The following is a 20365-nucleotide window of genomic DNA, read 5'->3' on the forward strand; positions in this document are numbered from 1 at the left end:
GGGGAAGCTTTTTTGGGAGGAAATATTTGAGCCCAAAACACAAGTTGGTCTTGTGAAATGAAAAGGGTGTTGGAAAAAATACTAGTATAAGTAACAAAAAATTTTGGAAAATAAAAAATAAAACATTCACTGAAATACGTATTGAATGTCTTCTAGCATTGTTTTATATTTGAGGTCTTTAAAAAAACTCGATGAAAATATCTTACAACTGGTTGAAGCAGTTCTTGAAAATTGACTGGGATTCCAATAGGACAGCTGAATTATTAACTGACTTGGGCCTGGAGGTTGAGGGTATTTCTCCATTTGAATCTGTCAAAGGGGGATTGAAAGGAATTGTGGTTGGTGAAGTTTTGACCTGTATTAATCATCCAAACGCGGACAAATTAAAATTGACCACCGTAAACATTGGTCAAGAGGCCCCATTGCAAATTGTCTGTGGGGCGCCCAACGTGGAAGCCGGACAAAAGGTAGCCGTGGCTACCATAGGAACAACACTTTATACTGCGGAAGGTGAAGCATGGATAATAAAGAAAGGGAAGATCCGTGGAGAGGAAAGCCACGGCATGATCTGTGCCGAAGATGAGCTAGGATTAGGCGAAAGTCACGCCGGAATTATGGTACTCCCCGATGGTCTAAAAGTGGGGACACCCTGCTCCGAAGTTTTTGAAATTGAAGTTGATGAAGTGTTCGAGATAGGGCTTACCCCAAACCGGGCAGATGCCATGAGTCATTTTGGAGTAGCCAGGGATCTAAAAGCCGGATTAAAACAAAGGGATATCCTTAAGGAATTGATTACCCCACCAGTGACCAATTTCAACATTGTAAACCGATCATTAAAAATTGACGTTGAGGTCATAAAAAGTGAATTGGCTCCTAGATATTGCGGAATAACCATAAGTAACTTAATTGTACAACCATCACCGGATTGGCTAAAGAACAGATTAAGATCTATTGGAATTACCCCAAAGAACAATGTGGTGGACGCTACCAATTATGTACTGCACGAATTGGGGCAACCTTTGCACGCTTTTGATGCTGCAAAGATCAAGGGAAACAAAATCATCGTTAAAACACTGCCCAAAGGAACCCAGTTTACCACTTTGGATGGCATTCAGCGTACACTAAGCGAAGAGGATCTTATGATTTGCGACATGGAAAAACCGCTGTGTATAGCCGGGGTCCTTGGGGGACAAAATTCTGGGGTTACGGAAAGTACCAGCAGTATTTTCTTGGAAAGTGCCTTCTTCAATCCGGTATCTGTGCGTAAAACTGCCAAAAGGCACAGCATAAATACGGACGCATCCTTCCGTTTTGAAAGGGGAATAGACATAGATAATGCAGAATACTGCCTGAAACGTGCCGCTCTGCTTATCCACGAAATTGCCGGTGGTGATATTACCTCGGACATTGTGGACATATATCCCAAAAAGAAGGATGACTACCATGTATTCTTGACTTTCGACAAAATTAACAAGCTAATTGGCCAGGAAATTCCTAAAGATACTATTAAATCCATTTTGGCATCTTTGGACATAAAGGTTAAAAATGTTACTGAATCCGGTCTTGGATTATCAATTCCTTTCTACCGTGTGGATGTGCAAAGAGAAGTGGATGTAATTGAGGAAATTCTTCGTGTTTTTGGTTATAATAATGTTGAGTTTAAAGAAAAGCTGAACGCTTCCATTGCCCCTACCTCCAAATTTGAGGATTATAAGATCCAAAACATAATAGGTAATTTTTTGGCCTCAAAAGGATTCAATGAAATATTGGCCAATAGTTTAACTTCCCCTGCATATAACAAATTATCCGAAGATATTAGGGATGAGCACACTGTTGGCATGCTGAACCCCCTCAGTACAGATCTATCGGTATTGAGGCAATCCATGCTCTTTTCGGGCTTGGAGGCCATTGCCCACAATAGCAATAGGCAAATGCACAACCTTAAAATATTCGAATTTGGAAAAACCTATCATCAATTTGAAACCCAAAGAGAGGAGAAAAAGCATCTAAGTATTCTTGTCACCGGGAACAGATTGGAAGATAGCTGGAACACTCCCCCAAAAAAGGCAGATTTCTTCTACCTTAAGGCAATTGTAGAAAACCTCCTAAATAGATTGGGGCTTATCCAACTTATATCCCAACCTAATAACAGCGATACCTTATCGGAAGGTATCTCCTTATTATTGAACAATAAGGTAGTAGTGTACATTGGAGTTGTAAAAAAATCCATTTTGAAGGAGTTTGATATTAAGGAAGAGGTGCTTTATGCGGATTTTGATTGGGATTACATATTGGAAGCCATTGTGAACAATAAAATAATCTATAAAGAAATTCCAAAATACCCTGAAGTAAAAAGGGACTATGCCCTTTTAGTGGACGAGCAAGTAAGCTTTAAACAGATATATGATATTGCCCATCAGACAGAGCGAAAGTATTTGACCAACGTGAACCTTTTTGATGTTTACAATGGTAAAAATTTACCCGAAGGCAAAAAGTCATATGCCGTAAGTTACACCCTACAGGATGAAAACGGTACCTTGACCGACAAGCAGATTGATAAGATAATGAATAAGCTATTACATCGCTATGAAAGCGAATTGGGAGCCGAATTAAGGTAAATTTGCTACCGAAAGTGAAGTGGGCAGGATGACACTGTCTATCTCATGAATAATACCATTGCATTGATTGGCATCGGCACTGGTTATTTTGGCCTTATTCCCTGCCTTGTCCGTTAGCACAATATCCAATCCATCCATGGATGCAAAAATTTTATCGCCCTGCACAGTGGTAAAACTGGCTTTGCCATTCCCATTGCACAAAGCCTTCAAAATTTTGGAGGCCGTAATGTTACCCGCAACAATGTGATAGGTTAAAAGGGAAAAGAGTTCCTTTTTATTTTCTGGTAATAATAATTCCTTCAAGTTTACTTTGGATAGCTTTCTAAATGCCATATCCGAAGGAGCAAAAACAGTGAACGGACCATCTTCGTTCAATATCTTTTCCAAATTGGCAGCCTTTACAGCTTCCAACAAGGTATAATGGTGTCCAGAATCTGCAGCACTTTCAATTATGGAATTTTCAGTCCTCAAAAAACTATTTTCCGTGAAAGACGTTTGGCCATAACCGATGGAGATTATCAAAAATAATAGGGCGCAAACGGACACATAGCTCTTCATGGTTTCTGGGTTTGGGAATTAAAAAAATCGATGAACGGTTAAATTCGTCGACAATATACAATATTCAATGTATTGTTTTAGAAAAAGTTATTAACTAATATTAAAATTTAACAATATGGATTTTCAGCTTATCAAAACACCATTTTTCCTAATAATTTATTGGGTTATTCCAATATTTAACGCCATAAACAAAAATTGAAAACCTTAATTCCTTAACTTTATAACAATTGCTCTAAAAGGAATATAAAAATGTTATTGAGAAGAACCAATATTCGGGAAAAACTTATTCTAGCAAAGCAAAAGGACAAATCTGCCGATAAAGTTTTGATGGATGTCTATCGCCTATTGTCTAAGGAGGATGATACCCACAAAAGAATTGAGGTCAACCTTAAAAGTAGGGATGTAGTAATTTCCAATGACTTTAATTTTGAGCTTTTGGAAACTAATGAAATATACCACGTTCGCCATATTAAAAAAATAGCGGTCGATTATAGGTTACGATTTTTGGATTCCCACTATTTTAAAGGTGAAATTCCACAGGATGCCATTTCCAAAATAAAAAAACTGGAAAATGAGCATGAAATCGAATTAAAGGGGTTCAAAATACTTGCTCCCTCAAAACTTTTTAAGTTAAAAGACAGGGATGATCCCATTTTATTTGCCCCAATAGGTAATGAATATTACTATTTAATCCACAAATGGGGCCGTGACCTTCATCCGCTAAGGAAAATAATGATGTGGCCCTTCAAAAGCTTGGTAAATCTCGTGGCCCTGGTGGTAGGTATTAGTTATTTGATAACGCTATTGGTCCCCAACGGATTGTTCTCAAAGGAAAGTTCCAGTTTTCAATTTTGGGTAATTTTCTTTTTTATGTTTAAGTGCCTTGCTTCTATTGTAATATTTTATGGCTTTGCCTTGGGTAAAAATTTCAATCCCGCCATATGGAACTGCAAATACTTAAAAACCTAGGGCAAATTCTTAACGTACTATTAGGTTCTAATTGGGAAACAATTCCATTGGAATACCATCCAAATTAATATTATCCACAAATTTGGGGTCTGGTATTGGCTTAATCCTCATTAGTCCACCTTTTCCACTACTCCCTTTTTTGCTATAGCCTATCAAAATCAAATTATTCTTGGCATCGTAGGATACCATTGTTGTATCTTCTATTTCGTATTTTAGATTTCTTTCCTCAAGGCTAAGAAAATTTTCAAAAATATACAGGATAGACAAATTTTCCTTAAAATCATACACCGCCGCAATATGGGGATAGGAGCTATTTGAACCTGCTTCCATCGGGTAATACATGGTCTGTTCCCCGAAAAATTCCGATTTGGCATACCCAAATTTAGGTTCTTTCCCCAACATATAATTGGTTGTAACACCCAAAATCATGGTATCTGCATCAACATAGTTGTGCAAATGGGGATAACTTACCAGAATATTGCCCATTCCATCCTTTGATATCTTTAAAACATCGGTACCCAGTACAACTTCATGTATAAGGATCCCGCTATCAATATTTAGGGACATTAGGGAATATTTGTTGGTAATATCGGCATCCAAACACAGTACAAAGGCCTTGTTACTTGAAACCAAAAGCTGAATGGGCTTTTTGGACAATGAGACATCCTTAAAAGAATTTGAATCTTCTGATAGATCCAAAATCCGTACATAATAATCATCTTTTTTGGCGACTTTAGGATCAGTATAGGCCAACAAGGCTTTATTTCCGTAAAAAGCAATGCTTTTTACATCACGGTCGCAATTCAAATCTTCCGTAAACGCAGTCGCTAGGACTGTTGTGCCCTTGCCAAAGTCGTGGACTGTAATGCTACCACTACAGTTCTCCTTGGTGCTGTAAAATCCTATCTGGGAATCATTCTTGTAGAACAGTGGCGACACGGGTACTATCGGGAAATCGCCAATATCCGGATCAACAGAAATCCCATCCGAATCTGCATTTAAAAGAACCGTTTTCATAAGCCCGTCCTTTTGAAGCAAAATGGTATAATCGGCCAATAAGCTTGGAGATTCGTCAATCTTATCCCCAACCCCTTCCTCAGAACAGCCTATGACAAGACATGCAATAAACATGCATGCAAATAGGTAGGTTTTCATAAAGTAAGAATTTGGGTCCAACAAAACTACGCTGGAACGGCGTACATTTTGTTGCGCTGCTCCTTTATAGTCTTATCGGACATATAATCATCAAACGTCAAATATCTGTCAATATTACCTTTTGGAGTCAATTCAATTACCCTATTCGCCACAGTCTCAGCAAATTCGTGGTCATGGGTAGTAAAGAGAACGGTACCTTTAAAGTTCTTTAAAGAATTATTAAAGGTGGTTATACTTTCCAGATCCAAATGGTTGGTAGGCTCGTCCAACATAACTACATTGGCCCTCATTAACATCATTCTACTCAACATACAGCGTACCTTTTCACCTCCGGACAATACCGTACATTTTTTCAAAGCTTCCTCCCCGCTAAACAACATTTTCCCTAAAAAACCCCTAATATTTACTTCTTCCCTTTCTTCTTCCGTTTTGGCCCATTGCCTTAACCAATCCACCAAATTGATGTCTTCGGTAAAAAAGGAGGCATTATCTGCAGGCAAATAGGATTGGTTGGTGGTTACCCCCCACTGAAAGGATCCGCTATCCGCCTTTCTATTGCCATTTATAATCTCATAAAATGCGGTTGTGGCCCTAGAATCCCTTGAAATTATGGCAACCTTGTCTCCCTTGGCTAGATTAATATTGACATCCTGAAACAAAATCTCGCCATCCTCTGTTGAAGCGGACAACTTTTCAACGTTCAGTATCTGGTCTCCGGCCTCCCTTTCCCTATCAAAAATAATGGCAGGATAACGTCTGCTGGAAGGCTTAATATCCTCAATTTTTAATTTGGACAACATTTTCTTTCGGGATGTAGCCTGCTTGCTCTTGGCTACGTTGGCACTGAAACGCTGGATAAACTCCTGTAATTCCTTGGCTTTTTCCTCGGATTTTTTGTTTTGTTGCGCCCTTTGTCTCGCAGCCAACTGGCTACTTTCGTACCAGAAGGTATAGTTACCTGAATATAGGTTAATTTTTCCGAAATCTATATCCCCGATATGGGTACAAACAGAATCCAAAAAGTGCCTGTCGTGCGAAACTACAATAACCGTATTTTCATAGTCGGCAAGAAAGTTCTCCAACCAATTAATGGTTTCATAATCCAGGTCGTTGGTAGGCTCATCCATTATCAATACATCCGGATTACCAAACAATGCCTGTGCCAATAGCACCCTAACTTTAAGTTTGGAATCCAAGTCGCCCATTAAGGTATAATGAAATTCTTCAGTAATACCCAAGTTGGACAATAAGGCCGCAGCATCACTATCGGCATTCCAACCGTTCATTTCTTCAAATTGTACCTGCAACTCCCCTATTCTATCTGCATTTTCATCACTGTAATCCGCATATAAAGCGTCTATCTCCTTTTTTATTTTGAACAAAGGCTTGTTACCCATTACCACACTCTCCAATACCGTAAATTCGTCATAGGCATTATGATTTTGTTCCAAGATGGACATCCTTTTCCCTGGTTCCAAATGAACATGACCGGATGTAGGGTCAATTTGTCCCGATAGAATTCGTAAAAATGTGGACTTCCCCGCTCCATTGGCACCAATAATACCATAACAATTACCTTGTGTAAAGGAAACGTTTACTTCATCAAAAAGAACCCTTTTCCCGAATTGCACCGATAAATTTGATACTGACAGCATATATAATGTTTTAAATTTTGTGCAAAAATAACAAAAATAAACCCGTTCAAGCAACTATATTACAACGCCTTTAGGTGTCATTTTAACTAAGAGCCCATAGATTTAACTCACAATTAACAGCCTGTATCTGTTGAGTTTATTAGATTTGTTCACTATAAAGTAGCTATTCTCATATGAATAAACCTTTACTCTATTCTTTTCTGATTGCACTAATTGGTTGCAGTTCGATAGAAAAAAATTCCCCTGGTGCATTCTTTGCTGGTGAAATCGTAAATCCCACTAGCGAGTATGTTGTACTGTTTAAGGACGATATCGTCATAGATTCTGCCAAACTTGATGGTGATAATAGATTTAGCATACAGCTGGATACCGTGGTGGAAGGTTTGTATCATTTTGACCATAGTCCGGAATTACAGTACGTATATATAGAAAAGGGAGATAGCTTAATGATCCGTCTCAATACGGAGGATTTTGACGAATCATTGATATTCTCGGGAAGGGGTGAAGAAATAAACAATTTTTTAGTGGAATTCTTTTTAACCACGGAATCAGAGCCTGCAATAGTATATTCCTTTTCCCAGCTTGATCCGGAGGATTTTTCCTATAAATTGGATTCTTTAAAGGCAATTAAGGTAAACGCCCTTAAAGATCTTGTAAAGGAAGTGAACCTTTCCACCAATGCGGCGGAAATGGCCAAAGCCAGTATAGATTACAATTATTACATCTACAAAGAAAAATATCCGTTTTGGAACAGAAGAAAGACGGGAATGAACACCATCCCTGAACTTCCAGATAACTTTTACGATTATAGAAAAACATTGGACTATAACAACGAAAATTTATCATACCATAGGTACTACTACAATTTTATGAAGACACATTTTAATAATTTGTCCTATATGGGCTGTTATACAAAATGTAAGGACGCGCACTATGACATCGTCAAGAATAAATTACATTTTAATCAACACAAATTAAAGCTCATAGATAGTCTGGTATCAGAAAAAGACTTGAGGGATAATTTATTTAGAAATGTTGCCATGGACTACCTAATAAATGTCCATGATACCGATGAAAACAATAGAATTTTTATTGACGATTTTCATAGGCTTTCCGGGAACAACAGACATAGTGCGGAAATAGAAGCAATTTACCAGGGAGTAAACAATCTACAACCTGCCAATAAGCTGCCTAATATTTCGGTTATCAGTACGGATGGGGCTTTGGTTACCCTACAGGAAATTGCTGAAAAAGAAAAAAATACCGTTTTCTATTTTTGGTCCGGAACACAGAGGTCCAACTTCGAGAACGTTCTTACCCGAGTGGCACAACTGTCCCAGAACAAGCCCGAATTTACTTTTATTGGAATAAACTGCAATACGGATGCCCTAAGATGGCAATCGTTATTAAGTGCCAATAAATTGGACATGGAAAAACAATTCCGCACCGACGATTTTGAAAATTTAAAAAATGCTTTGGTGATAGGTGGTCTCAATAAAGGCATTATCACCAAAGACGGACTTATTGTAGATGCCTTTGCCGATCTTTATAGTAGTTTTTAATGGCTAAGCAGTTAGCGGAAATTTCAGTTATTGAACGCTAAGAAGATATCCGGCTAAATTTAAAAAACAACAAAGCCTCTTATGCTCAATGAGCTCAAGAGGCTTGATTCTATATGGAATTTTGATAAAACTAGTTACCTTTCTTGTAGTCTTCCAAAAACTTGGCAAGGCCACTATCCGTCAAAGGGTGTTTTAAAAGACCTTCAATAGCCGACAATGGTCCGGTCATTACATCAGCACCAATTTTGGCACAGTCAATCACATGCATGGTATGTCTTACTGAAGCGGCCAATATCTGTGTTTCAAACTCATAATTATCATATATGTGCCTAATTTCAGAGATCAAGTTTAGACCATCTGTAGAAATATCATCCAATCTACCAATAAATGGTGAAACATAGGCTGCACCAGCTTTAGCGGCCAACAAAGCCTGTCCACAGGAGAACACCAATGTACAATTGGTTCTTATTCCTTTATCGGCAAAATATTTTATGGCCTTAACACCGTCCTTTATCATAGGCACCTTAACCACGATTTGCTCATGCAATTCAGCCAGCTCTTCACCTTCTTTGATCATCCCTTTAAAATCGGTGGAAATTACTTCGGCCGAAACATCGCCATCCACTATATTACAGATATCCACATAGTGCTTTAAAATATTGTTTCTTCCGGTAATACCCTCTTTGGCCATTAGTGAAGGATTTGTGGTTACCCCATCCAAAACTCCTAATTCCTGGGCCTCTTTTATCTGTGCTAAATTAGCGGTGTCAATAAAGAACTTCATGTTAATTGCTTTTTAAATTATTAATTTGAAAGATATAGCCTTTTTGCATGCCTACCTTTTGGTCTGGCAAAATTACAATTTATAATGGTTCATCAAGAGTTTCTCATATACTTTGTCCGGTAATATTTTTTTTAGAAATAATGAGAACTTTTGCATAAACTCCCCAACCTTATAATGGACTTTCGGGTTTTTCGTATTTATTATTTTAAATACCATCTGGGCCACCAACATGGGATCTTTACCACTATCCACATGTTCGTTCATCATTTTCAAGGTATTTCCATAAGGTTCTTTATAGGGCGAGTCACTCAAAATTGGCGCATGGTAACGCCCAGAAGCTATATTGGTTGCAAAATCTCCAGGAGCCAGATTGGTTATGTTTACCCCAAAGCCCTTGACCTCCATTCTCAGAGCCTCCGTCACCAACTCCAAGGCACCTTTAGAGGCAGAATAAAATCCTCTATATGGCAAACCCATATACCCCGCAATGGATGTAATATTAATGATCAATCCCTTTTCCTGCCGCCTCATATGGGGCAAAACCGCCTTGGACATATGTATGGGACCATTAAAATTGGTGTCGAATGCTTTTAAGATTTCGGAGTGTGGGGTTTCCTCTATAGGCCCTGTAATTCCTATTCCGGCATTGTTTATCAAAACATCCAATCTGCCTTCCCTTTCCATTAGCCTGGCAATGGCAAACCCGATACTTTCCGGATTTCTTACATCCAATTCCAAAAGTTCAAAATCGGTAAAATTGGGATGACTGTCCAACCGCCTTGTTGTTCCGTAAACTTTAAAACCTTTTGATTTTAAATAAATCCCTATAGATTTTCCAATGCCCGAAGAACCCCCGGTAACAAGTACAACCCTGTGCTCCATTTATAAAAATTAAGGTTGCAAATTAACAAATAAAACAGGAAAGGAAGGGAAGTTGGTTATGATATCTCCACCAAATGCCACAAAAAAAATAAAAAAAACCTTCACTTTAGGGCACAAAAAATGGCAAGCTACCTACATCGCACCGCTACAACCATATACCCTTGCTGCGTTCCCACCCTGGGGGATTCTACAGGAGCTGGTCGTGTAGGACTTGCCGATGCAAATATACAATCTTTTAATTTTTTTGCAATCGTTTTCAGGTCTTAATTTTATTAAATATCTTGCCCCAAAAAGTAGCCAAACATATTTCCGGATAGCGGGTTGATTTTAAACCAACTATACAAAAATTAAAGAGTTTACTTGTTTGTGAAAAATGCTTTTTCGCACTAAAATTTTATTATAATTTATATCCTAATAAAACATGAACGCCTTTAAATTAAACCTGTTCTTCATAATCCCCCTGTTCTTTTTAGCCTGTGATGGCACCACAAACCCTTCCAAACTCTTCGAAATTGAATTGGAAGGTAACCAAACGGAGTTTCAAAAAAATCAGGAGGTAGGCATCTCTGTCAAAAATTTAAAGAACAAGGAGATAGATAAGATTACCTATACCCTGGACAATAAGAAAATTGCGCTAAACAACGATAAGATTAAGCTAGACCAATTAGAACTTGGGGCCAAAACCTTGACTGCCAACATAAGTTTCGAAGGCGAAACCGTTGAAGTCTCCAAAGGGATAAAATTATTGGCAGAGCATGCGCCCGAAATCTATACCTACGAAATACTCAACGAATACCCCCATGATATGGAAGCCTATACCCAAGGATTGGAATTTCATCAGGACACACTTTACGAAAGTACCGGTAAAAAAGGCAAATCTTCCCTGAGACAGGTAGATTATAAAACCGGAAAAATTTTAAAGAAAATAGACTTGGACAACACCTATTTTGGAGAAGGCATCACTATTTTAAACAATAAAATTTATCAACTCACCTGGCAAAGTGGCATTGGATTTATTTACGACCTAAGGAATTTTAAAAAAATAGACAGCTTTAAGTACAACCAAAGTAAGGAGGGGTGGGGTTTGTGCAACGATGGCAAGAAAATATTCAAGAGTGATGGCACCGAGAAAATATGGTATTTAAATCCTGAAACTATGGCTGAAGAGGGGCATTTTGAAACGGTAACCAATACCTCCATATTCAACAAAGCCAATGAATTGGAATATGTGGATGGAAAAATATATGCCAATGTCTACCAAAAGGAAAGCATGATGATCATAGACGCCAAAAGCGGTGCCATAGAAGGAGTTATAAATTTTGGCGGTCTAAAGGAAAAAGTTACACAACATCAAAATCTGGACGTACTTAATGGAGTAGCCTACCACCCACAAAGGAAGACCTTCTTCGTTACCGGAAAAAACTGGGACAAAATGTTTGAGGTTAACATCCTTAAAAAATAACTATGGGAACTTTTGAAAAAACCATAAAGGTGGTAGAGGATGATCTAGATGACCTTAACCATGTTAACAATGTGCGATATGTTCAATGGATGCAGGATATCGCCAAGGAACACTGGCGAGCCAAAGCTCCCAAAGAATTAATAAACAATACGGTCTGGGTAGTATTGACCCATCATATAACGTACAAAAGTGCAGCAAAATTGGACGATGTAATTTTAATGAAAACTTATATAGACAAGACCAAAGGCCCCGTGAGCGTTAGGGTTGTGGAAATGTACAATAAAGAAAACAATCAATTACTTGTCAAATCCAAAACAGAATGGTGTTTATTGAACTCGGAAACCTTCAAGCCCATGAGGATTTCTCCGGAAATAGAAAGTATCTTTCTTAGCCAAACCTGAACATTCAAAATAACATTAGTGCATAAAATTTTTTGTGTTTTTTCTGCCTTAGTTCTACTGCTATTATTTTCCTCATGCAGGACAGACTTCGATTATACAAAAAGTAACGGCTCTTTGGAATTCTCCAGGGATACTGTTTTTCTGGATACCATTTTCAGCGGCATTGGCAGCAGTACCTATACCTTAAAAGTATACAACCGTAGCTCCACGGATATAAGTATCCCCACAATTCAGCTCAAAAACGGAGAGGACAGCAAATATCGTTTAAATGTAGACGGGCAAGCCGGTCAACTTTTTAGGGACATCCCCTTGTTTGCCCAGGACAGCCTCTACATTTTTGTAGAAACTACTGCCAACATTACAGATGCCGATGCCAAGGAATTTCTACATACGGATGCCATTCAATTCGACAAGGAAAACCATTTGCAAGAAGTACAATTGGTCACACTGATCAAGGATGCCATATTTTTATACCCAGCAAGATCCCTAAACGGTCAACGGGAAACAATTGTTCTAGATATTAATGAATCTGGGGAAGAAATTAGGGCGGAAGGTTTTGAACTCGGCCAAGACCAGCTCAATTTCACCAAAGACAAACCTTATGTTATATATGGCTACGCCGCCGTACCTGAAGGTAAGACCCTAACCATAGAAGCAGGTACCCGAGTACATTTTCACAAAGATTCAGGGATATTGATAAAGGAAAATGCCTCCCTACATATTAACGGGCGCTTAAGCGAAGACAGGGCTCTACTGGAAAACGAGGTGGTTTTTGAAGGAAATCGACTGGAGCCCAACTACGCGGACGTCCCCGGACAATGGGGGTCCATATGGATATCCAAAGGCAGTATAAATAACAAAATAGACTACCTCACTATCAAAAATGCCACTGTAGGCATTCTCGTCCATGGGGACAACCACCTTGAGGAAACCACTTTAACTTTAAATAACTCCCAAATCTACAATAGCGCCAACGTAAACTTGTGGGCAAAATCCGCCAAAATAAGAAGCGAAAATTTAGTTTTAGGTGCTGCTGGGAACATCTCACTATACTGCAACCTCGGAGGCGATTACAGCTTCATCCATGCAACGATAGCCAATTATTGGAAATATGGGTTCCGTGCTGGTGCAGCACTACAATTGGACAATACAACCTTAGGTGGAAACAGTGCATCTGCCCTTGAAAGGGCAGATTTTAAAAATTGCATTATATATGGAAGCAATCCAAATGAATTGAACCTAATTAAAGGTGAAAACTCTACTTTTAATTTCTACTTCGAAAACTGCCTCCTTAAACACAGGAACAATTCTGAAAATGATCTGTACAATTTTGGCAACAGCGTTAACTACCATCAAATGTTACTAAATTTAGATCCGGAATTTGTATCTCCATCGCAAAATATTTTTTTAATCCAAGAAAATTCAAGTGCTGTGGGAGCCGGAAATCCGGTCACGGCGCAGTCAGTTCCCTTAGATATTTTAGGGATAGTCAGAACAATAAACCCGACTCTGGGTGCCTTTGAAGTATTTTTTACAAATTAGAATAGTATTATACTTTAATTATTGAAAGAAAAATCTTTCAAATAATGTATTTTTAGCCAATAAAACGAAAACCCTAGTTTTTCTAAGGTTGAAATACCCATCTGTGCTACCAAGTATCACTAATTTGCATTAAAATCATCTGAAATTATGGAATACACTTATACCATTTTGGACTCTGATGCCCAATCCAATTTACAGCTCCAGCACTATATGGAAGAATACAGTGAATTTTATTGTTCTGGTGTAGCCACCAACAGTGTGGATGGTCTAAATGGTATACTTAAAAAATCTCCTGATGTGGTATTCATCCATTTAAATGATAAGGCCCATGAGTATTTTCATATGATAATGGAAATGCATCAATACTTAAAAGAAATTCCTATTTTTATAGGAATTTCCAAAAGCAAGCAATTTGCCTTTGAAGCCTTAAAATGTCATTTTTTCGACTACTGGTTATTGCCGTATAACGAATTCGACATTAGAAAGACCCTCTTAAGGTTGAAATTAAAAACACCAAAAGAGCAAGAGCCTAAAACACTTTTACTTCAATCCTATAAAGATTATCGCTACATAGATACACAGGAAATCATGTATTTACAAGCCGACAACAATGCCACCGACTTTTTTATGAAAGATGGGAGTACTATAAGTGCTTTTAAAACGTTAAAGACTTTTGAAAACAATTTACCACCCAATTTCGTACGGGTTCACCAAAGTTATATTATTAATATCGACTTCGTTTCTAGGATTAATTATGGTAAAGGTCTATGCACTTTAAAGCATGACAAACTACAACTACCCTTTTCCAAATCCTACAAAAATAATATTGATAACCTAAAAAAGGTTTTGGCCAAAAATACCATTTCTGCTCTTAATTAGACAAATTCTCACAAAAACAGGACGTTCACTAATAGAACTCCCACACATACTAAAGACAATTCCTACAATATTTTTTAGTGCTACTTCTTTGTTAATTTGGTCCCAGAATTAAACCTCATTAACCCTCGAAAATCACTAAAAATGAAAAGATTACTATCTATTTTTGCCGTAGTACTACTAAGTATCGGCTTATTTGCAATGGGATCCCAAGGTGAGTTCCCAACTCAAGACAACGCCGTAGCCACAGACAAGGACAGCGTTCCAAAGGATAGAAGGGATCCGCCCCCAGCAATGGACAATTTCCAATACAATGACAACGCCGTTGCCACAGACAAGGACAGCGTTCCCAAGGATAGAAGGGACCCGCCCCCAGCAATGGACAATTTCCAATACAATGACAACGCCGTTGCCACAGACAAGGACAGCGTTCCCAAGGATAGAAGGGACCCGCCTCCAACAATGGACAATTTCCAATACAATGACAACGCAGTTGCTACAGACAAGGATAGCGTTCCAAAGGATAGAAGGGATCCACCTCCGGCAATGGACAACTTCCAGTTCAATGACAATGCAGTTGCTACCGACAAGGATAGCGTTCCAAAGGATAGAAGGGATCCACCACCGGTTATGTCCGAATTAACACTTTTCAACAGTGCAATAGCCTAAATTGGCTGGCAAATTACCGCAATCAGATTGCAGTAGACCATACTGCATTAAAATATAAAGCCCTAAACAAATTTGTTTAGGGCTTTTTTTTTATCTTTCCTGCTCCATGGAAAAGAACTTGTCATATAAATTCTTGTTTTATCTACTAATTTTCCTACAACTGCTGATCATCGGCTGTAAGGAGGTTATGGAAAGTGCACCGAACCCAAGGTCGGCGCCAACAAATGACAGTATCGCCTACTGGTTGGATGAAAAAAATAGTAGTTCCGAAGAGAATTACAAATACAACCTTGGGAAAGCTTTTGATTTTGCTTTGGCAACTCAAAATGATTCCCTAAAATCCAAATATTTCTCAAAAATCTCCTATTACTACTCTGTTCTAGGCGACTCCCTTCAATTTAGACGCTCCAACAAAATTGCGCTCAAGCTTTCGGAAAAAATGAAAGATTCAAGTGCCTTGGCCAACAACCATTGGGATTTGGCTTATTTCTTAGAAGATATTGCAGTTGAAGACAGTGCCTATTATCATTTTTCCCAAGCGGAAAAAATATTTAAAGCACTGAAAAATGATTATCCCAGAGCCCGTGTTCTTTACAACATGGCTCTGGTACAAGCAAGTGTAAAAGACTATACGAGTAGTGAAATAACGACCATTGAGGCCATTGAATTATTCAAGCCGTTGAATAAAGATTACAATCTTTATATGTGCTACAACAATCTAGGATCGGTCACCAACGCTCTAAAGGAATATGATAAAGCACTTGAATATTATGGTAAGTCGTTATTATACCTGGACAAATCGGATAACGATAATCTAAACCGGTTCAACGTTATAAATAACATAGGTAAGGTTTATCATGACAAAGGACAATATAATAAAGCATTGGAATCATTTAAGCAAGTTATCGGCGCCGATAGCCTATATCACAAAGATGCCAGATTATACGCCATTGCACTTTCCAATTATGCCAATGCCAAGAATAAACTGGGAGATACAACTGGTGTCCTCTCTTTATTAGAGAAAGCCATCAAAATTAAAGACAGCTTAAACGACACCAAGAGTTTAGCAATTACCTATTACGAAATAGCTGAATATTATTTGAGCAAAAAAGACACGGGCATGGCCATGCAATACGCCCAAAACTCCAAAATTATCTCGGAACAAACGAGCAATAATTTTCGCCTGCTCGAGTCCCTGGAACTTTTGGCCAAATTGGACCCCATTAATTCATCCCGATATACACAGGAATATATAAAACTGAATGATAGTTTACTTAGGGAGGAACGTGCCGTTAGAAATAAGTTTACCCGGATTAGGTTCGAGACCGATGAATTTATTGAACAAAATGAACTGTTGACACGGCAGCGCCAATTATGGATCGGGATTGCCATTACCCTATTTGTACTAGCTGCATTTATATTGATTACCATAGATCAACGTCGCAAAAATCAGAAATTGAGATTCGAACAAGCACAACAGAAAGCGAATCAGGAAATCTTTAATTTACTCTTGGCGCAAAACAAGAAGGTGGAAGAAGGTAAACAATTGGAAAAGAAACGGATATCCGAGGAACTTCATGACGGCATATTAGGACAAATGTTGGGAATACGTTTAATTCTTTCCGGACTTAACAATAAAACCGATTCCGATTCCGTTCTTAAACGTAGTGACCTACTTAAAAAACTTCAAGGTTTGGAGGAGGAAATCCGTACAATTTCCCATGAATTGAGCAGGGCATCGCAAGAAAAAATTCATAACTTTATTGTTTCCATTGAAGAATTGGTCAAAACAATTCAAGATTCCTCAAAAATGAAATGTCATTTTGAGTACGATCAAAAAATAGATTGGGACCAGTTAAAGGGAGATATTAAAATTAATATTTATAGGATTGTGCAAGAAAGTTTGCAAAACTGTATAAAGCATGCTAAAGCCACTAAAGTGGACCTATTGTTTCAATCCGAAAACGAGCATGTAAGGATTATAATATCGGATAACGGCGTTGGCTTTGACCAGAAGAAAGGAAAAAGAGGAATAGGACTCAAAAACATTAATTCCAGATTGGATAAATTGAAAGGTACTTATAACATCCAAAGTGAAATTGGCCAGGGAACAAAGGTAACCATTACCATTCCCTGTGTTATGGAAGAACAGGCTGAACCCATACATGCCTAATATATTATTTAATTGATAATAGAATGAGAACTTTAAGAGTCTTAACGATAGATGATCATGAAATGATCACTACTGGATATAAATATCTTTTGGAGGCTGCCGAATTTGAAGAATTTCAGATAAAAGTAGAAACAGCCAATACTTATGATAGTGGAAAACAAAAAATTGAGGATTCGGCCAGATCATTTAAATATGACCTATTGTTATTGGATGTACAATTAACGGAAACCCATTTGGAAGAACCATATTCCGGAGAAGACTTGGGAATTTTAGCCAGAAAGATTATTCCTGATACCAAAATTGTGTTCATGTCCTCATTCAGTGACAATTACAGAATAAACAGTATACTTAAAAATGTGAATCCCGACGGCTATATGGTAAAATCAGAGGTGGATGAAAAATCACTGATTGCCATGGTTAAAGGTGTAATCCACTCACCTCCGTATTATAGTCAAAAAGCATTGGTTGCCATTAGAAAAAAAGTCTCCAATGATCTGTTATTGGATGATAATGATAAAAAAATACTTTATCATGTTTCCATTGGCACCAGAACAAAGGATATGGTAGATTTTATAAATCTTTCGCTGGCCGGGATCGAAAATAGGAAAAGACAGCTTAAGGTAATTTTTGGTGTGGAAAAACAGAACGATTTGGCCTTGGTCCATGAAGCAAGAAATAGAGGATTTCTGTAATCAAATCCTGACCCTCTCCCCCACTTTAACAACCCTTTCCGACTCGAATTTCCAGAATTCGTAAAAAATATTGTCAATCACCTTTATTGCCTCCAATTTAAGTCGCATCACACACCTCTTTACCGTTTAACGTCTACTTTTTCGACGAATACACCCTATTTGAAATAAAACCTTATTTTTTCTAAGGTTTTTATCGAATTAAGGACAAAGCATTAGCCTAATTTTGACATAAGTTTTTTAATTAATTACTATATAGGATGTCTAAATCGGGAAACGAATTTTTCAATAATCCAAAAATTGGAACACAGAGCACCGACCATATTGTTGGTTTAGAAGCTTTTAGAAAAGGTTTGGAAAAGCATTTTTTTGCAGAGGTGAGCATTGGTAATTATGGCTTAAAAGAGGAATCTGCCAATTTGATCATAGATATTAAGAGCAACTTAAGTCTGGACGAAGCACTATTTTACATCAACAAGTCATCAACTTGTACTGGTCGCGCTAAAAAATCCGGGGAGGAAAAGACTATATTATTCCTATTGGCATATTCGAAACTAAAAAAACTGAACACCACAACAATAGATATCAGCGAACTAACTATATCATTGACGGACACCACCATCCTAATCAGTAAAATTTACGATCAAAGTATTGCGGACCAACTTGAAAACATCTTTACGGAACTTATTAACCACAATGTATATTATACCAAAGGTTTAAATGAGACACCTTTTGAAGTTTTTATCCCTGTATTTGAGGAGGACACCTTGGAAAGTGATGCTAAATTAAAGAATATCGTTTCCGACAATAACAATACGAACGACTATTTCGGATTTTGGGGCATGTATTATGATCAAAGCGAGGAAGCGGCCATTTATGACCTAAACACCAAAACTATCATATTTGGCGACATTCAAATCCTTAGTGAATAGCAGTGTTTGAAATAAACTAACTGTCCACAAGTCCTATAGATCTAACAGACAAGGCTTGATCTTACCCACTTATGGACAGCGGTTTACAGGTATATTAAGCGTTGAACAACGCTCTGGAATGCATTAGGGCATTAACTTTTTCCCTAACGGCGTCAATTATTTTTTCATCTTCAGGATTCATTATTACCTGATCAATAAAATCTACAATAACCTTCATTTGATCTTCTTTCAAACCCCTTGTGGTAATCGCGGCGGTTCCGAAACGTATACCACTGGTTACAAAAGGAGATTTATCATCAAAGGGAACCATATTCTTGTTGGCAGTAATATCCGCTTTTACCAAGGCATTTTCAGCATCTTTCCCTGTGATATTCTTATTTCTAAGATCAATCAACATCATATGGTTGTCTGTACCGCCCGAAATTATTTTATATCCTTTATCCACAAATGCGCTTGCCATTGCCGCTGCATTTTTCTTAACTTGAAGCATATAATGCAGAAATTCATCGGACAATGCCTCACCAAAAGCAATTGCCTTTGCCGCGATAATGTGCTCCAAAGGACCACCTTGATTGCCTGGAAAAACTGCCAAATCCAATAATGCGGACATTTTTCTCAAAGTTCCGTTCTTTAACTTAACCCCAAAAGGATTGTCAAAATCTTCTCCCATTAGAATAAGCCCTCCTCTTGGCCCACGCAAAGTCTTATGGGTAGTTGTGGTTACAATATGACAATGTGGTATTGGATCGTTAAGAATTCCTTTGGCAATAAGTCCCGCAGGATGTGATATATCGGCCAGAAGTATAGCCCCTACGCTATCTGCAATTTCCCTAAATCTTTTAAAATCCATATCCCTGGAATAAGCAGAAGCCCCAGCTATTATTAACTTAGGCTGCTCTTTGGTGGCAATGGCCTGTATTTTGTCGTAGTCTAACACACCGGTCTCCTCATCAACCCCATAAAACACCGGATTGTACAATCGCCCTGAAAAATTTACAGGGGACCCATGGGTCAAATGACCGCCATGGGACAGATCAAATCCAAGAATGGTATCACCTGGCTTTAGACATGCATGGTATACAGAGGCATTGGCTTGAGATCCGGAATGCGGCTGAACATTGGCATACGCGGCACCAAATAATTGCTTTGCCCTATCTATGGCCAATTGCTCAATTTCATCCACTACTTCACAACCTCCATAATAGCGTTTACCTGGATATCCTTCTGCATATTTATTGGTCAGCACGGATCCTGCCGCCTCCATAACCTGGGGACTAGTGAAATTCTCAGAAGCAATTAGTTCAATTCCATTAATTTGGCGTTCCTTTTCCGCCTCAATTAGTTCAAAAATTTGATTGTCGCGTTGCATAAAGTATTAATCTATTAAATAATGTGCAAAAATACGAATTGCAGACTGTTAATTGCTAGAAAATAATAT

Annotated in this window: 17 protein-coding genes and 1 other RNA gene; 11 read left to right on the plus strand and 7 right to left on the minus strand. The window is 38.1% G+C overall.

The window, feature by feature from the left end; genetic code table 11:
- Positions 1-191: 191 nt before the first annotated feature.
- On the plus strand, positions 192-2618 hold the full coding sequence (pheT, locus tag B9Y87_RS09205) for a phenylalanine--tRNA ligase subunit beta (RefSeq protein ID WP_085498308.1): 2427 nt from the start codon (positions 192-194) through the stop codon (positions 2616-2618).
- Here the strand turns inward: pheT and B9Y87_RS09210 are convergent.
- Complete coding sequence (locus B9Y87_RS09210; RefSeq protein WP_085498310.1) at positions 2610-3176, minus strand: fasciclin domain-containing protein; 567 nt, start codon at positions 3174-3176, stop codon at positions 2610-2612. The two genes, pheT and B9Y87_RS09210, sit on opposite strands and share 9 nt — an antisense overlap.
- A gap of 249 nt (positions 3177-3425) precedes the next feature.
- On the opposite strand from B9Y87_RS09210, the gene B9Y87_RS09215 reads away from it, so the two are divergent.
- A complete protein-coding gene (locus B9Y87_RS09215) occupies positions 3426-4145 on the plus strand; it encodes a hypothetical protein (protein ID WP_085498312.1) in 720 nt (239 codons plus the stop codon).
- A gap of 27 nt (positions 4146-4172) precedes the next feature.
- On the opposite strand, the gene B9Y87_RS09220 is transcribed toward B9Y87_RS09215, so the two are convergent.
- Positions 4173-5300, minus strand: coding sequence for a hypothetical protein (locus B9Y87_RS09220; protein ID WP_085498314.1), 1128 nt, complete (start codon positions 5298-5300; stop codon positions 4173-4175).
- Positions 5301-5326: 26 nt separating this feature from the next.
- Positions 5327-6955 carry an ABC-F family ATP-binding cassette domain-containing protein gene (locus B9Y87_RS09225; protein ID WP_085498316.1) on the minus strand — a complete coding sequence of 543 codons (1629 nt, stop codon included), beginning with the start codon at positions 6953-6955 and terminating at the stop codon, positions 5327-5329.
- Positions 6956-7128: 173 nt separating this feature from the next.
- On the opposite strand from B9Y87_RS09225, the gene B9Y87_RS09230 reads away from it, so the two are divergent.
- Positions 7129-8517, plus strand: a complete 1389-nt coding sequence (locus B9Y87_RS09230) for a transaldolase (protein WP_085498318.1) — start codon at positions 7129-7131, stop codon at positions 8515-8517.
- A 130-nt stretch (positions 8518-8647) separates the two neighbouring features.
- Here B9Y87_RS09230 and fsa read toward each other — a convergent pair whose 3' ends face one another.
- The 3 genes from fsa to ffs all read right to left on the minus strand — a co-directional run bounded on the left by fsa (position 8648) and on the right by ffs (position 10400).
- Positions 8648-9301 (minus strand): fructose-6-phosphate aldolase, encoded by a 654-nt coding sequence (gene fsa / locus B9Y87_RS09235; RefSeq protein ID WP_072864927.1) that lies wholly within the window; start codon positions 9299-9301, stop codon positions 8648-8650.
- A gap of 72 nt (positions 9302-9373) precedes the next feature.
- The gene (locus tag B9Y87_RS09240; RefSeq protein ID WP_085498320.1) at positions 9374-10183 is read right to left on the minus strand and encodes an SDR family oxidoreductase; all 810 of its coding nucleotides are present in this window, start codon (positions 10181-10183) and stop codon (positions 9374-9376) included.
- 118 nt (positions 10184-10301) lie between these two features.
- Positions 10302-10400: signal recognition particle sRNA small type (ffs, locus tag B9Y87_RS09245), an RNA gene on the minus strand.
- 204 nt (positions 10401-10604) lie between these two features.
- Here ffs and B9Y87_RS09250 point away from each other — a divergent pair.
- The 8 genes from B9Y87_RS09250 to B9Y87_RS09285 all read left to right on the plus strand — a co-directional run bounded on the left by B9Y87_RS09250 (position 10605) and on the right by B9Y87_RS09285 (position 18927).
- Positions 10605-11645 (plus strand): glutaminyl-peptide cyclotransferase, encoded by a 1041-nt coding sequence (locus B9Y87_RS09250; protein WP_085498321.1) that lies wholly within the window; start codon positions 10605-10607, stop codon positions 11643-11645.
- A 2-nt stretch (positions 11646-11647) separates the two neighbouring features.
- The gene (locus B9Y87_RS09255) at positions 11648-12046 is read left to right on the plus strand and encodes an acyl-CoA thioesterase (RefSeq protein ID WP_085498324.1); all 399 of its coding nucleotides are present in this window, start codon (positions 11648-11650) and stop codon (positions 12044-12046) included.
- A gap of 18 nt (positions 12047-12064) precedes the next feature.
- Positions 12065-13588: a hypothetical protein gene (locus tag B9Y87_RS09260; RefSeq protein ID WP_085498325.1), complete on the plus strand. Its 1524-nt coding sequence runs from the start codon at positions 12065-12067 to the stop codon at positions 13586-13588.
- A 147-nt stretch (positions 13589-13735) separates the two neighbouring features.
- Positions 13736-14467, plus strand: a complete 732-nt coding sequence (locus B9Y87_RS09265; RefSeq protein ID WP_085498327.1) for a LytR/AlgR family response regulator transcription factor — start codon at positions 13736-13738, stop codon at positions 14465-14467.
- Positions 14468-14608: 141 nt separating this feature from the next.
- Positions 14609-15133 (plus strand): hypothetical protein, encoded by a 525-nt coding sequence (locus B9Y87_RS09270; RefSeq protein WP_139827197.1) that lies wholly within the window; start codon positions 14609-14611, stop codon positions 15131-15133.
- Between the two features lie 106 nt (positions 15134-15239).
- The gene (locus tag B9Y87_RS09275) at positions 15240-17306 is read left to right on the plus strand and encodes a tetratricopeptide repeat-containing sensor histidine kinase (RefSeq protein ID WP_085498331.1); all 2067 of its coding nucleotides are present in this window, start codon (positions 15240-15242) and stop codon (positions 17304-17306) included.
- Between the two features lie 23 nt (positions 17307-17329).
- Positions 17330-17998, plus strand: a complete 669-nt coding sequence (locus B9Y87_RS09280; protein ID WP_085498333.1) for a response regulator — start codon at positions 17330-17332, stop codon at positions 17996-17998.
- A gap of 257 nt (positions 17999-18255) precedes the next feature.
- Entirely contained in the window at positions 18256-18927 is a 672-nt protein-coding gene (locus tag B9Y87_RS09285) for a hypothetical protein (protein ID WP_085498335.1), read from the plus strand.
- A gap of 94 nt (positions 18928-19021) precedes the next feature.
- Here the strand turns inward: B9Y87_RS09285 and glyA are convergent, their stop codons facing one another.
- Positions 19022-20296, minus strand: coding sequence for a serine hydroxymethyltransferase (gene glyA, locus B9Y87_RS09290; protein WP_085498337.1), 1275 nt, complete (start codon positions 20294-20296; stop codon positions 19022-19024).
- Between the last annotated feature and the right edge of the window lie 69 nt (positions 20297-20365).

The organism is Arenibacter troitsensis (assembly GCF_900177645.1).
In the GTDB taxonomy this organism is placed as follows: Bacteria; Bacteroidota; Bacteroidia; order Flavobacteriales; family Flavobacteriaceae; genus Arenibacter; species Arenibacter troitsensis.

What these genes read in the sequence shown, in the direction of transcription:
- B9Y87_RS09255 (WP_085498324.1), top strand. Translation starts at nt 11,648, where the DNA reads ATGGGAACTTTTGAAAAAACCATAAAGGTGGTAGAGGATGATCTAGAT.
- B9Y87_RS09210 (WP_085498310.1), bottom strand. Translation starts at nt 3,176, where the DNA reads ATGAAGAGCTATGTGTCCGTTTGCGCCCTATTATTTTTGATAATCTCC.
- B9Y87_RS09270 (WP_139827197.1), top strand. Translation starts at nt 14,609, where the DNA reads ATGAAAAGATTACTATCTATTTTTGCCGTAGTACTACTAAGTATCGGC.
- B9Y87_RS09240 (WP_085498320.1), bottom strand. Translation starts at nt 10,183, where the DNA reads ATGGAGCACAGGGTTGTACTTGTTACCGGGGGTTCTTCGGGCATTGGA.
- B9Y87_RS09280 (WP_085498333.1), top strand. Translation starts at nt 17,330, where the DNA reads ATGAGAACTTTAAGAGTCTTAACGATAGATGATCATGAAATGATCACT.
- B9Y87_RS09220 (WP_085498314.1), bottom strand. Translation starts at nt 5,300, where the DNA reads ATGAAAACCTACCTATTTGCATGCATGTTTATTGCATGTCTTGTCATA.
- B9Y87_RS09275 (WP_085498331.1), top strand. Translation starts at nt 15,240, where the DNA reads ATGGAAAAGAACTTGTCATATAAATTCTTGTTTTATCTACTAATTTTC.
- B9Y87_RS09265 (WP_085498327.1), top strand. Translation starts at nt 13,736, where the DNA reads ATGGAATACACTTATACCATTTTGGACTCTGATGCCCAATCCAATTTA.
- B9Y87_RS09215 (WP_085498312.1), top strand. Translation starts at nt 3,426, where the DNA reads ATGTTATTGAGAAGAACCAATATTCGGGAAAAACTTATTCTAGCAAAG.
- fsa (WP_072864927.1), bottom strand. Translation starts at nt 9,301, where the DNA reads ATGAAGTTCTTTATTGACACCGCTAATTTAGCACAGATAAAAGAGGCC.
- B9Y87_RS09230 (WP_085498318.1), top strand. Translation starts at nt 7,129, where the DNA reads ATGAATAAACCTTTACTCTATTCTTTTCTGATTGCACTAATTGGTTGC.
- pheT (WP_085498308.1), top strand. Translation starts at nt 192, where the DNA reads ATGAAAATATCTTACAACTGGTTGAAGCAGTTCTTGAAAATTGACTGG.
- B9Y87_RS09285 (WP_085498335.1), top strand. Translation starts at nt 18,256, where the DNA reads ATGTCTAAATCGGGAAACGAATTTTTCAATAATCCAAAAATTGGAACA.
- B9Y87_RS09250 (WP_085498321.1), top strand. Translation starts at nt 10,605, where the DNA reads ATGAACGCCTTTAAATTAAACCTGTTCTTCATAATCCCCCTGTTCTTT.
- glyA (WP_085498337.1), bottom strand. Translation starts at nt 20,296, where the DNA reads ATGCAACGCGACAATCAAATTTTTGAACTAATTGAGGCGGAAAAGGAA.
- B9Y87_RS09225 (WP_085498316.1), bottom strand. Translation starts at nt 6,955, where the DNA reads ATGCTGTCAGTATCAAATTTATCGGTGCAATTCGGGAAAAGGGTTCTT.